Genomic DNA, 12,285 nt, shown 5'->3' on the forward strand with positions numbered 1-12,285 from the left:
GAGGAGTCCCACCCCATGGCCCTCTCCAGACGTCTCTTCGTCCTCTCGGCCACCGCGCTCGCCGCGACCGCCACCGCCACGACCCCCGCCCTCGCGGCCCCCCTGCCCCCGACCGACTCCCGCTATCGCATCCCCGTCAGTCCGGACGACACCGAGGCCGACCTGGTCCGCAAGGCCTCTCAAGTCCGGCCCACCGCACGGCAGGTGGCCTGGCAGCAGCTGGAGCGGACGGCGTTCCTGCACTTCGGCGTGAACACCTTCACCGGCCTGGAGTGGGGGACCGGCGACGAGGACCCGAACGTGTTCCAGCCGACCGGCCTCGACACCGACCAGTGGGCCCGCGCCCTGCGCGACGGCGGCTTCAAGCTCGCCATCCTCACCGTCAAGCACCACGACGGCTTCGTCCTCTACCCCTCCCGCTACACCAACCACACGGTGGCGTACAGCAGTTGGCGTGCGGGGCAGGGTGACGTCCTGCGGTCCTTCGCCGACTCCATGCGACGGTACGGCCTCAAGGCCGGTGTCTATCTCTCGCCCGCCGACGAGAACCAGTACCTCCACGGCGTCTACGCCAATGGCAGCGCACGCGCCACACGCACCGTCCCCACGCTCGTCGAGGGCGACGACCGCACTCCGGACGCCTTCTACACGCTGGACGCGACCGACTACGGCGCCCACATGCTCAACACCCTCTACGAAGTGCTGACCGAGTACGGCCCGATCGACGAGGTCTGGTTCGACGGCGCCCAGGGCCGCATCCCGCCGGGCCACGTCGAGGACTACGACTGGGACAGCTGGTACACCCTGGTCAGATCACTCGCCCCGGACGCGGCGATCGCCGTGACCGGACCGGACGTGCGGTGGGTCGGCAACGAGGGCGGCACCGCGCGGGAGGACGAGTGGAGCGTCCTCCCGGTCGAGGAGGAGCAGTACGGCCGCACGGACTGGGCGCTGTCCTACGACACCCCCGACGAGGGCAGCCGCAGCGCCCTCGTGGCCGCGCAGCCGAACACCGACTACCTCCAGTGGTGGCCTGCCGAGTGCGATGTGTCGATCCACGACGGCTGGTTCTACCACCCGGGCCAACTCCCGAAGAGCGTCGACGAACTGCTCGACATCTACTTCGGCTCCGTGGGCCGCAACGCGGTCCTGCTGCTCAACGTGCCGCCGGACACCGACGGCCTGCTGGCGGACCCGGACGTGGCGCGGCTGCGCGAGTTCCGTGAGCGCGTGGACCGTGAACTGCCCGAGGACCTGGCACGCGGAGCCCGGACGGCTGTCTCGCCGGGACGGGTCACCGTCGACCTCGGCACCCAACAGGCGGTCGACCGCGTCCGGTTGGCGGAGGACATCGGGCGCTACGGCCAGCAGGTCGAGGCCTTCGTCGTCGAGGCGTACGTCGACGGGAGCTGGATTGAGGTGACCCGGGCCGGGACGATCGGCGCCAGCCGCATCCTGCTGCTGCCCGCACCCGTACGCGCCCGGCGCTGGAGGGTCCGCGTGACGGCGGCCCGCGACACGGTGAGGATCGCGGAGTTCGGGCTGTACCGCTCGCGCGCCTGAGGGCCGGGGCTCACCCGGCCTTGAGGAGCTTCTCCAGGAAGGCCACCGACTCGGGGCCGGGCAGCGCCACCAGGCTGAGCCGGTCCATGACCGCGAGGTAGTGGTCGACCTCGTCGGGCTTGTCCAAGTAGAGGGCGCTGGTGAGCTGTTCGAGATAGACGATGTCCGGCAGGTCCGGGACCGGGAAGCGCAGCACGGTGATCGGACCGCCGGCGGCCGCGTGGCCGCCGACCTCGAACGGCAGCACCTGAACCGTGATGTTCGGGTGGGCAGCCGCGTCGATCAGGTGCCGGAGCTGCTCACGCATCACCGCAGCTCCGCCCAGCGGACGGCGCAGCGCCGCCTCGTCCACCACGAACCACAGCTTCGGCCCGTCCGGCCTGGTGAGCAACTCCTGGCGGATCATGCGGAGTTCGACGCGACGCTGGATCGAGTCCGGCATGTCGACCGGGCGACCGAGCCGGACGACGGCTTCGGCGTACGCGGCGGTCTGCAACAGGCCCGGGATGAACTGGACTTCGTACGTACGGATGAGGGAGGTGGCTTCCTCCAGCCCCAGGTGCTGCTCGAACCAGTTGGGGAAGACGTCACCGTAGTCGCGCCACCAGCCGGGTTCGTTGGCGCGGCGGGCCGAGTCCAGGAACTCCTGGCGGGCGTCCGGCTCGTGGAGGCCGTACAGCGTCAACAGGTCGGCCACGTCACGCTCTTTGAAGCCGACGCGGCCCAACTCCATACGGCAGAGCTTGGCGTCCGAGGCGCGTATGGCCGAAGCGGCCGTGTCCCGGGTGATGTTGAGGGACTCGCGCAGTCGACGGAGCCGGGTGCCCAGCATGATGCGCTGGACCGTCGGGCCACCGCGCTGAAGGCTCAGCACGTCCGTACCCAGAGGGGCGTGTTCCGGTTGAGCTGCAGTCATGTTCATCCCCTCGGCGGTCGCGCCGATACTGCCCGCGGGTTTTCGGGACTCAAGACAGGATCGTAGCACCGAGGTTCCGGATAACTGCGGGGAGTGAAGGAGCCGGAAGGTGCCGGCCTGTGTCCGGCGCCTTCCGGCCATCCGCGGGTCTGCCTGACTTCAGCGGCCGGGGAGTAGGCCGTCGAAGTCGCCGTCCTTCACACCGCGGACGAACGCGGAGATCTCGGCGCTGGTGTAGACGAGCGCTGGACCTTCGGGATGGCGCGAGTTGCGCACGGCGATGTGGCCGTCGGAGAGCGCGGCCAGCTCGACACAGTTGCCCTCGGGGTTGCTGTGGTGGCTCTTGCGCCACTCCGCGCCGCTCAGCAGGGTCGCCGACATGCCGTTCGCGTGCTCCATCTGAGGCCTCATCACTCCCCGGAAGATCGGATGCAATTGCAGCTTCAATTGCACCCATTGGTGATGTGGAGGACGATAGCCCTCGGGGGGACCGCTCGCAAGATCATCTGCAATTGCAGCGGTAATTGCCGATGCACTTGCGTCCGCAGGGTCAGTCGGAGGACGATGTTCCGGACAGGTGTAGCGCGCGCAGTTGTTCTCTTGGGGTCTCAGGGGTCGCGATGTCCGCAGAGCAAGTCGTACGACCGGTCGACTCCCTGCGGATCGAGGGCACTTGGGAGTGGCTGTGCCGGGCCGTCGACGAGGTGGGTCGACCCGCACCGGGGCAGACCATCACCTTGGTCCCCGCCGCAGGGGACGGAGCCGACCCGGCCCTCTGCTCGGTCCTGGTCGTGCCGCCGATGCCCCAATCGGCGCATGTGGCACGGGACTTCACCCGCGCCGCGCTGGCCGAGCGGGCCGGGGACGAACTCGTCGACGACATGGCGGTCACCGTCTCGGAACTGGTGAGCAACGCGTTGCGCTACGGCCGGGCGCCCAACTCACTTGTGGAGCCGCAGCCTTCACTCTGGCTCGCGGTGTGGGACCGGCTGCCGTACGCGGTGTGCGCGGTCACCGACGACAGCGACCGCATACCCGTGGAGGGGCACCCGGACGAGTTCGCGGAGTCCGGACGCGGCCTCCAGGTGGTCTCCGCGCTCAGCGACTCATGGGGCTGGAACCTGCGGGCGGGCGGCGGCAAGACGGTGTGGGCGCTGTTCCGGCTCTGACGCGACGGACAGCACAGAAGCGGGGTACCGGCCCGACGCCGGTACCCCGCTTCTGTGTTGCCGCTCAGACCTTGCGGCCGATGCCGCAGATCGTGTCCACGACTTCGGACGGACTCCGGCCCACGTCGACGGGCTCGGGCCGCCACTGCGAGATGGGCACGATGCCGGGCTCGACGGGCTCGAGACCGTCGAAGAAGGCCGCCACCCGCGAGGGACTGCGCAGGTAGTAGGAACTGGCGGAGTTGGCGTTGTACACCGAGATCGCCTGGTTGAGCGCCGGGTTGGTGTCCGTGCCGTCGGTCAGCGCGAGATAGCTGCCCGGGGGAAGTGCGTCGAGGAAACGGGCCACGACGGCCTCGGGCTCGTCCGAGTCCGGGATCTGGCCCAGGATGCCCAGCATCGTCAGCGCGATCGGCTTGCTGAAGTCCAGTGTCCGGGCCGCGGCTTCGAGGATCGTCTCGGGATCGCGGACATCGGCCTCGACGTAGGCGCAGGCGCCTTCGGGCGTGCTGGTGAGCAGCGCCTGCGCGTGCACCAGCACCAGCGGGTCGTTGTCGACGTACACGATCCGGCTCTCGGGCGCGATGCGCTGCGCGACCTCGTGCGTGTTGTCGACGGTCGGCAGGCCGGTTCCGATGTCGAGGAACTGGCGGATGCCCGCCTCCGCGGCGAGATGGCGTACGGCCCTTACCAGGAAGCCTCGTTGGAGGCGGGCGAGCAGGGCGATGTCCGGGAACATCTTGATGATCATTTCGCCGGCCTCCCGGTCGGCGGCGTAGTTGTCCTTGCCGCCCAGGAGGAAGTTCCACACACGGGCGGAATGCGGCCGGTCGAGCTGGAGCCGGTCGGCCAGCGGGTCTTCGGAGGTCATGGGCAAAGCCTCACACGAAGTACCCGGCGGTGTCCGGCGATTCGGGCTCGAACCGGGAGACACAGCACTTTCACACCCGTGCCGGTCCCGTACTGTCCCGCTCGATCAGCCGTGGCACCGGCACCCGCACCGTGCGCGCCGGTCCGCCGTCGAGCAGCGCGGTCAACTCCTGGGCCGCCGTGCGGCCGAACTCCACACTGTCCCGCGACAGCGCCGACAGCCACGGCCGGACCATCCGGCACAGCGCCGAGTCCTCCCAGGCGACCACCGACACGTCCGCCGGTACGGAGAAGCCGAGTTCGGCCGCGGCGGCCACCCCGGCGACGGCCATCACGTCGTTGTCGTAGATCAACGCTGTCGGCGGAGAAGGGACTTCGAGGATCCGGCGGGTGACGGCGGCGCCCGCCGCGTCCGAGTAGTCGGTCGTCACCGAGTGCACCTCGGTCAGCCCGCGGCGCCCGGCCTCGGCGCGCAGGGCGCGGATCCGGCGCTCGGTGTGCGCGAGGCCCGGCAGACCCGCGATGTGCGCGATACGGCGGTGGCCGCGCGCGGACAACTCGTCGACCACCGACGCCATCGCGCCCGCGTCGTCCGCCCAGACCGTCGACAGACCGGGATGGCGTTCGTCGGGCGCGCCGCCTATGACGACGGCGGGCAGGCCGAGTTCGTCGAGGAGGTCGGGACGCGGGTCGGCGGTGCGCGGGTCGGCCACCAGGACGCCGTCCACGCGGTGTTCGGCCCACCAGCGCCGGTAGACCGCGCACTCGTCGTCGACGTCCTCGGCCATCTGGAAGAGCAGCCCGAGATGACGCTCGGCCAGTATCTCCTGGATGCCCGAGACGAGTTGGAGGAAGAAGGAGTCGACGCCGAGGGTGTCCGCGGGCCGGGCCAGCACGAAACCGACCGTCGCCGCGCCCTCCCCGGACAGCGCCCGCGCGGCCGTGCTGGGCCGCCAGCCGAGCTGTTCCGCGACCCGGCGCACCCGGTCGCGGGTGATCTCGGAGACGCCGGGCCGGCCGTTGAGCGCGAAGGAGACCGCGCTCTCGGACACGCCGGCGCGCTGCGCGATGTCCTTCATCGTCGGCCGTCGCGCGGGTGACCGCTTGCCTGACAAGCCCGTTCTCCATTCCATCGGTGCCGCGCACTAATGCGCTTGAGCCAGCACACCCTAAAGCGCATTAGTGATCCATCGCAAGAATGCGAACACACTTCGCTGAGCTGGGATGTTGGCCGGATCCGGCCAACTAATGAATTTAGCTGAGCGGAATCCATTGACGGGCCCCGCGAACAGCGTGCAAGGTCTGCCCCGGCACGATTGCCCAAACCCACTGCAAAGGAGCGACCCGCCGTGCGCATCTCCCGCAGAGCCTTCGCCGCCGCTGCCGCCGCCGTAGTCCTCATGCCGCTGAGCGCCTGCGGCTCCGGAGGAGACGACAGCGGATCGACCGACGCCTCGGGCAAGGTCGAGGGCGACATCACCTTCCAGACCTGGAACCTCCGCGCCAACTTCAAGACCTACTTCGAGGGCGTGATCTCCGGCTTCGAGAAGCAGTACCCCGGCACCCATGTGAAGTGGATCGACCAGCCCGCCGAGGGCTACGCCGACAAGATCAGCGCCGACGCCGCCGGCGGCACCCTGCCCGACGTCGTCAACGTCTCCCCGGACCTGGTCGCCCCGCTCGCCAAGGCGGGCCTCGCGATGGACCTCGACAAGGCGGCCTCGAAGTACAGGAGCGAGTACCTGCCCGGCGCCTGGGCCAGCCACCAGATACCGGGCATGACCGGGACCTACGCCTTCCCCTGGTACCTCAACACCGGACCGCTGTTCTACAACAAGTCCCTCTTCAAGCAGGCCGGACTCGACGCCGACCAGCCGCCGAAGACGTACGACGAACTCTTCGCCCAGGCACTCCAGTTGGCGAAGAAGACCGACGGCAAGGTCGCCACCCTCGCCAACGTGCCCACCATCGAGGACTTCGGCCGCTACGGCGTCGAGCTGATGAACAAGGCCGGCACCGCCTTCGCCTTCAACGACGCCAAGGGCGTCGAACTCCTCACCAAGTACAAGGAGTTGTACGACGCGAAGGCCCTCGACCCGCAGGCGCTCACCGCCACCCCCGAGTCGTCCGGCAAGAAGTTCCTCACCGGGGCCGTCGCCATGAACCCGGGCAGCGCCCTCGACCTCGGCAACTTCAAGAAGCAGGCGCCCAGCCTGTACAAGAACATCGGCATCACCGACCAGATCACCAGCACCGGCCACGTCAACATGTACGTCATGGGCGTGATGGTCAACTCCAAGACCAAGCACACCCCCGCCGCCGTGGCCTTCGCGCACTACGTCACCGACGCCCAGCAGCAGATGTCGTTCGCGAAGAAGGTCGCCATCTTCCCGAGCACCGCGGGCTCCCTCGACGACCCGTACTTCACCAAGGAGGACGGCACCGACGAGACCCGGGTGCGGATCGCGGCGGCCAAGTCCCTGAAAAACGCCGTGAATTACACACCGGTGCTGTTCAGTGAGCAGATGAAGACCGCGCTGCGCAACGAGGTGGCCAAGGCGCTCCAGGGGAAGGAGAGCCCCAAGACGGCTCTTGACAACGCTGTCAAGCAGTGCGACACGCTTCTCCAGCAGCAGGGATAGTCCGAGATGGCTCTCTCCACCGTCTCCCGGGTGCGGCGCCAACTGCCCACCAGCCCGTGGCTGTTCGCCGCCCCCGGGCTGCTGATCACCGGCGCCTTCATCCTCTACCCGTTCGGCTCCACGCTGGCCAACGCCTTCACCGACCGACGCACTCTGATTCCGGGCCACTTCGTGGGCTTCGCCAACTTCCGCGAGCTGTGGCACGACGACATGTTCTGGACCGGCCTGCGCAACAGCACCCTGTACATCCTCGGGGTGGTCCCCGCACTCGTCGTACTCCCGCTGCTGCTCGCCCTGTTGGTGCAGAAGAACATCCCCGGCATCACCTTCTTCCGGTCCGCCTTCTACACCCCGGTCGTCGCCTCGATCGTCGTGGTCGGACTCATCTGGGTGTGGCTGCTGGACGAACGCGGCCTGGTCAACTCGCTGTTGGAGTCGATCGGCGTCGGCCGGATCGGGTTTCTGAGCGACCAGTGGCTGTTGCTGCTGAGCGCCATGGCCGTCACGGTCTGGAAGGGCCTCGGCTACTACATGATCATTTATCTGGCCGCGCTCGCCAACGTACCGCGTGAACTGCACGAGGCCGCCTCGGTCGACGGCGCGGGCGCGGTCCGCCGCTTCTTCACGGTCACCGTGCCGGCCGTCCGCTCCACCATGGTCCTCGTCGGCGCGCTGTCCTCGGTCGCCGCCTTCAAGGTGTTCTCCGAGGTCTATCTGATGGCGGGCCCCAGCGGCGGCCCGGCCGGCGAGGACACCACCCTCGTGATGCTCGTCCAGCGCACGGGTACGGGGCTGACCGGCAGGGTCGGTTACGCCTCCGCGCTCTCCGTCGTCGTCTTCGTCGTCACGGTTGCCCTGATGCTGCTGGTCCTGCGGGCCGACCGGAAGGAGGACGCTTGAGCGTCATCGAGCGCACAAGACCCGTCCAGAAGACGGCGGTTCGCGAACCCCGCGTCACCGACGAGCACGGCCGCCGCATCCGCGTCTGGGAACTCGCCCTGCGCTACACGCTGTTGCTCGCCGTTCTCGCCATCACGGTCGGCCCCTTCCTCTGGCAGCTCTCCACCTCGCTCAAGGGCCCGACCGAGGACATCTACAGCTCACCGCCGACCTTCCTCCCCGAACACCCCACCCTGCACAACTACAAGAGGGTCGCCGACACCATCCCGGTGTGGGACTACGCCTTCAACTCGCTGAAGGTCGCCTCCGCCAACGTCGTGACGAACTGCGTCGGTTCGGCGCTCGCGGGCTACGCGCTGGCCCGGCTGCGTTACCGGGGCCGCCGCGTCGCCACCCTCGTCTTCATCCTCGCGATGCTGGTGCCGGTGGAGGGCATCATCATCGCCCAGTTCACCACCATGCGGGAGCTGGGCCTCAACAACACCCTGATCGGGGTGGTCCTCCCGGGCTGCATCGGCGCGATGAACGTCCTGCTGATGCGCAACGCCTTCCTCAACCTGCCGTACGAGATAGAGGAGGCGGCCTACGTCGACGGCGCCAACGTGTGGCAGCGGTTCCTGCGGATCGCGCTGCCGTCCGTGAAGGGCACGATCGCGGTCGTCGCGATCTTCGCCTTCATGGGCGCCTGGGACGACTTCCTGTGGCCGCTCATCGTGCTCAGCGACCCGTCCAAGTTCACGCTCACCATCGGCCTCAACTATCTGCACGGCACCTTCGCCAACGACGAACGCCTCGTCGCCGCAGGCACGGTGATCGCCGTGGCCCCGCTGATCGCCCTCTTCGCCTGCCTCCAGCGGTACTTCTTCCGGGGCGTGGGCGAAGGCGCCGTGAAGGGCTGACGTCTCCTTGCCTTCAGACACGCACTACAGAACCAGGATCCCGATGTCTTCTGCCGTGCGCTTCGGCGTCAACTACACCCCCAGCCAGGGGTGGTTCCACCACTGGCTCGACTTCGACCTCGACTCCGTACGCGCCGACCTCGACTCGATCGCCGAACTGGGCCTCGACCACATCCGGGTCTTTCCGCTGTGGCCGTACTTCCAGCCCAACCGCACGCTGATCAGGCCGCGCGCCGTAGAGCAACTCGTGCAGCTCGTCGACGCGGCCGGTGAGCGCGGGCTCGACGTCAACGTCGATGGTCTGCAAGGGCACTTGAGCAGCTTCGACTATCTGCCCGCCTGGACCCGCACCTGGCACCGGCGCAACCTCTTCACCGACCCGGACGTCCTCGACGGCCAGGCCGCCTATCTGCGCACCCTCGCCGCCGCCCTCGCCGACCGGCCGAACTTCATCGGCATGACCCTCGGCAACGAGGTCAACCAGTTCTCGGCGGGCCCGCATCCGGACCCGGACCGGGCGGCCGAGGACCAGATCGACGCCTGGCTGGAGCGGATGCTCGCCGCCTGCGCGGAGGGCGCGCCCGGCAAGCCGCATCTGCACGCCGAGTACGACGCGACCTGGTACCAGGACGACATGCCGTTCACCCCGGCCCAGGCAGCCCGCAGGGGCGCGATGACGGCCGTGCACTCCTGGGTCTTCAACGGCACCGCCCAGCGCCACGGCCGGACATCCGTACCGAGTGAGCATCACGCTGCGTATCTCGTCGAGTTGAGCAAGGCATGGGCCGACGAGGCGCACCGGCCCGTCTGGCTCCAGGAGGTCGGCGCGCCCCAGCCACTCGTCCCCGTCGAGCACGCGGCGGACTTCGCCTCCGCGACCATCGCCAACGCCCTGGACTGTCCCGATCTCTGGGGCATCACCTGGTGGTGCTCGCACGACGTGTCCCGCGATCTCGCCGACTTCCCCGAACTCGAATACGGGCTGGGCCTGTTGACCAACGACCGGCAGCCCAAGGACATCGCGCTGGTGTTGGCGGAGGCGGCCCGCGAGCCCACGTACGCGCCCGCCACCCGCAGCACGGCGCTCGTGGTGCCCGCCGATCCGTCGGTCCGCTCGGTCTGCGGTCCCGGCGGGCGGGTCTTCGACGCCTACTTCCGACTCGTCGCCGACGGCGCCCGCCCGGCGACCGTCCTCGACGTGCGCGCGGACGACAAGGAACACCTCGCCGCGCGCGGCATCACCGAAGTCGTCACTCCCGATCAGGTACTCCCCACCCCACAAGGAGACGCCAGCTCGTGAACCCCACCAGACGCACCGTCCTGCTCGCTGCCGGCGCGGCGGCCCTGATGCCCCAACTGCCCCTGCCCGCCTACGCGTCAGGGCAGGCCGCGGCCACCGCGACCCCGCCGTACGCGAACTACTGGTACCCGGACTCCCTGCCCTCCGGCACCCCGGGCACCGGCATCACCTGGCGCAGCCTGAAGACCTGGACCGCAGCCTCGGACACGGACCTCGCGTTCAACGCCGCCGCCGTCCCTCTGGCCGCGCGCTTCACCCCGACCCCGGCCAACACCACCGCCCGCTCCGGCCAGGCCCGCATCCAGTCCCTGGTCTCCTTCGGGCCGACGTCGAGCAACCCCTCCCAGGGCGCGGCCACCGCCGACTACTACGCCCTCACCCACTGGTCCTACCTCGACGAACTCGTCTTCTGGGGCGGCTCGTCCGGCGAGGGCATCATCCTCGCCCCCAACGCGCCGATCGTGGACGCCGCCCACCGGCACGGCGTCCCCGTCCTCGGCAACATCTTCCTGCCGCCCGTCGCCTACGGCGGTCAACTCCAGTGGACCCGCGACCTGGTGCAGAAGGATGCCGCCGGGCACTTCCCGCTCGCCGCCCAACTCGTCGCGGTGGCCGCCGCGTACGGCTTCGACGGCTGGTTCGTCAACGCCGAGACCGGCGGCGGCAACACCGCGCTCGGCACCGACATGCAGGGCTTCGTCAGCGAGTTGAAGTCCCTTGCCGCCGCGCAGGGGCAGCGGGTCACCTGGTACGACGCGATGACCGTGAACGGGACGGTCAGCTGGCAGGGCGCGCTGAACACCTCGAACCAGGCGTTCTTCCAGGCCGCGAACGACATGTTCATCGACTTCCGGTGGAGCACGAGCACCCTGGCCGCCTCCGGCACGAAGGCCGACGGACTGGGCCGCAGCCGCTACGAGTTGTGGGCGGGTGTCGACGTCGAGTCCAACGGGTCGAACACGTCGGTGAGTTGGGACGCGATGGTGCCGACGACCAAGGCGCACATCACGTCCGTCGGCTTTTACCGGCCCGAGTGGACCCGCAACCACCTGCCCGCGACCCGCACCCCCGGCGACTTCCACGCCGCCGACGACCGCTTCTGGACCGGGCGTTCACTCGACCCGTCGATGCCGGACAGCACCGACCCGTGGCGGGCGCCGGCCGTGTCGGTCGCCGATCGCTCCACGGTGGGCGGGGCACTGCCGTTCGCGAGCGTCTTCAACACCGGGCACGGGCTGCGCTGGTACGAGGACGGCACGGTCACCTCGGACGCGCAGTGGAACCACCTCGGACTCCAGGACCGGTTGCCGTCCCGCCGGTGGTCGGTGCGCACGACGGGTCAACGGCCCACCGTCACCTTCGACTTCGCGGACGCATGGCGGGGCGGCAGCAGTGTGCTGGTCTCGGGCGCACTGGACCAGCCGACGACGCTGGACCTGTACGCCACCCAGCTGCCGATCACCGGTGACACGGTGGCCGACCTGACCTTCCGCACCGACAGCGGCAGCGCGAACGTCGAACTGGCCGTCGCCACCGCCGAACCGAGCACGGCCGGGGCGCCATCGCCGTACACGTATCTGCCGGTGACGGCCCCGGGCAGCGGCTGGCAGACGGTGACCGTGCCGCTCACCGGTCTCTCCGGCACGCTCCACGCCATAGGTGTACGACTCACCGCGACCCAGGGGCCGGTCACTTGGCGGCTCGGTGGTCTCGCCGTGCGCGATGCCGACGCGTCGCCGACGCCGGCCGCTCCCGCCAACTTCCTCATCAGCGCCGCCACCGGCGGCAACCTGCGCTTCGCCTGGGACGCGGCGCCCGGTGCCGTACGCCACTACACGCTGTACCGGCTGCTGCCCGACGGCACCCGGCGATTCCTCGGCGGCACCTGCCAGCGCGCCTTCTACGTCGGCGGGCTCACGGCCGAACAGGGCGAGCAGCAGGCGTGGTTCGAACTGCGCGCGACAGGGGAGCTGTACACAGCGTCGGCCCCCGTGACCGTCGCCCACGCCTGGTAACACCCGTAGTC

Annotated in this window: 11 protein-coding genes; 7 read left to right on the top strand and 4 right to left on the bottom strand. The window is 69.3% G+C overall.

Annotated elements, in window-relative coordinates:
* Window positions 1-15 precede the first annotated feature (15 nt).
* Window positions 16-1,563 carry an alpha-L-fucosidase gene (locus ACQHII_RS42390; RefSeq protein ID WP_427924239.1) on the top strand — a complete coding sequence of 516 codons (1,548 nt, stop codon included), beginning with the start codon at window positions 16-18 and terminating at the stop codon, window positions 1,561-1,563.
* 10 nt (window positions 1,564-1,573) lie between these two features.
* On the opposite strand, the gene ACQHII_RS42395 is transcribed toward ACQHII_RS42390, so the two are convergent.
* Together ACQHII_RS42395 and ACQHII_RS42400 are read right to left on the bottom strand one after the other, a co-directional pair.
* Window positions 1,574-2,479 carry a helix-turn-helix domain-containing protein gene (locus ACQHII_RS42395; protein WP_427924240.1) on the bottom strand — a complete coding sequence of 302 codons (906 nt, stop codon included), beginning with the start codon at window positions 2,477-2,479 and terminating at the stop codon, window positions 1,574-1,576.
* A 159-nt stretch (window positions 2,480-2,638) separates the two neighbouring features.
* A complete protein-coding gene (locus ACQHII_RS42400) occupies window positions 2,639-2,878 on the bottom strand; it encodes a DUF397 domain-containing protein (RefSeq protein WP_427924241.1) in 240 nt (79 codons plus the stop codon).
* 221 nt (window positions 2,879-3,099) lie between these two features.
* Here ACQHII_RS42400 and ACQHII_RS42405 point away from each other — a divergent pair, with 221 nt between their 5' ends.
* A complete protein-coding gene (locus ACQHII_RS42405; protein ID WP_427924242.1) occupies window positions 3,100-3,648 on the top strand; it encodes an ATP-binding protein in 549 nt (182 codons plus the stop codon).
* A gap of 64 nt (window positions 3,649-3,712) precedes the next feature.
* Here ACQHII_RS42405 and ACQHII_RS42410 read toward each other — a convergent pair whose 3' ends face one another.
* Both ACQHII_RS42410 and ACQHII_RS42415 read right to left on the bottom strand, forming a co-directional pair.
* Complete coding sequence (locus ACQHII_RS42410) at window positions 3,713-4,519, bottom strand: SAM-dependent methyltransferase (protein WP_427924243.1); 807 nt, start codon at window positions 4,517-4,519, stop codon at window positions 3,713-3,715.
* A gap of 70 nt (window positions 4,520-4,589) precedes the next feature.
* Window positions 4,590-5,597 carry a LacI family DNA-binding transcriptional regulator gene (locus tag ACQHII_RS42415; protein ID WP_427925531.1) on the bottom strand — a complete coding sequence of 336 codons (1,008 nt, stop codon included), beginning with the start codon at window positions 5,595-5,597 and terminating at the stop codon, window positions 4,590-4,592.
* Window positions 5,598-5,867: 270 nt separating this feature from the next.
* Here ACQHII_RS42415 and ACQHII_RS42420 point away from each other — a divergent pair, with 270 nt between their 5' ends.
* From ACQHII_RS42420 to ACQHII_RS42440, 5 genes are read left to right on the top strand one after another with little or no spacing between them, the layout of a single operon-like run.
* Window positions 5,868-7,160: an ABC transporter substrate-binding protein gene (locus ACQHII_RS42420; RefSeq protein WP_427924244.1), complete on the top strand. Its 1,293-nt coding sequence runs from the start codon at window positions 5,868-5,870 to the stop codon at window positions 7,158-7,160.
* Window positions 7,161-7,166: 6 nt separating this feature from the next.
* A complete protein-coding gene (locus ACQHII_RS42425; protein WP_201049696.1) occupies window positions 7,167-8,060 on the top strand; it encodes a carbohydrate ABC transporter permease in 894 nt (297 codons plus the stop codon).
* Entirely contained in the window at window positions 8,057-8,959 is a 903-nt protein-coding gene (locus ACQHII_RS42430) for a carbohydrate ABC transporter permease (RefSeq protein WP_427924245.1), read from the top strand. Before ACQHII_RS42425 ends, ACQHII_RS42430 begins: the two co-directional genes overlap by 4 nt.
* A gap of 43 nt (window positions 8,960-9,002) precedes the next feature.
* Complete coding sequence (locus ACQHII_RS42435; protein ID WP_427924246.1) at window positions 9,003-10,259, top strand: glycoside hydrolase 5 family protein; 1,257 nt, start codon at window positions 9,003-9,005, stop codon at window positions 10,257-10,259.
* Entirely contained in the window at window positions 10,256-12,274 is a 2,019-nt protein-coding gene (locus ACQHII_RS42440; RefSeq protein WP_427924247.1) for an endo-beta-N-acetylglucosaminidase, read from the top strand. The genes ACQHII_RS42435 and ACQHII_RS42440 overlap by 4 nt, the downstream gene beginning before the upstream one ends.
* Window positions 12,275-12,285: the final 11 nt, after the last annotated feature.

It is taken from the genome of Streptomyces sp. cg40, from assembly GCF_050320165.1.
In the GTDB taxonomy this organism is placed as follows: Bacteria; Actinomycetota; Actinomycetes; order Streptomycetales; family Streptomycetaceae; genus Streptomyces; species Streptomyces hokutonensis.

Excerpts from the sequence above, each read along its gene's own strand:
- ACQHII_RS42390 (WP_427924239.1), top strand. The coding sequence starts at position 16 with ATGGCCCTCTCCAGACGTCTCTTCGTCCTCTCGGCCACCGCGCTCGCC.
- ACQHII_RS42395 (WP_427924240.1), bottom strand. The coding sequence starts at position 2,479 with ATGACTGCAGCTCAACCGGAACACGCCCCTCTGGGTACGGACGTGCTG.
- ACQHII_RS42400 (WP_427924241.1), bottom strand. The coding sequence starts at position 2,878 with ATGGAGCACGCGAACGGCATGTCGGCGACCCTGCTGAGCGGCGCGGAG.
- ACQHII_RS42405 (WP_427924242.1), top strand. The coding sequence starts at position 3,100 with ATGTCCGCAGAGCAAGTCGTACGACCGGTCGACTCCCTGCGGATCGAG.
- ACQHII_RS42410 (WP_427924243.1), bottom strand. The coding sequence starts at position 4,519 with ATGACCTCCGAAGACCCGCTGGCCGACCGGCTCCAGCTCGACCGGCCG.
- ACQHII_RS42415 (WP_427925531.1), bottom strand. The coding sequence starts at position 5,597 with ATGAAGGACATCGCGCAGCGCGCCGGCGTGTCCGAGAGCGCGGTCTCC.
- ACQHII_RS42425 (WP_201049696.1), top strand. The coding sequence starts at position 7,167 with ATGGCTCTCTCCACCGTCTCCCGGGTGCGGCGCCAACTGCCCACCAGC.
- ACQHII_RS42435 (WP_427924246.1), top strand. The coding sequence starts at position 9,003 with ATGTCTTCTGCCGTGCGCTTCGGCGTCAACTACACCCCCAGCCAGGGG.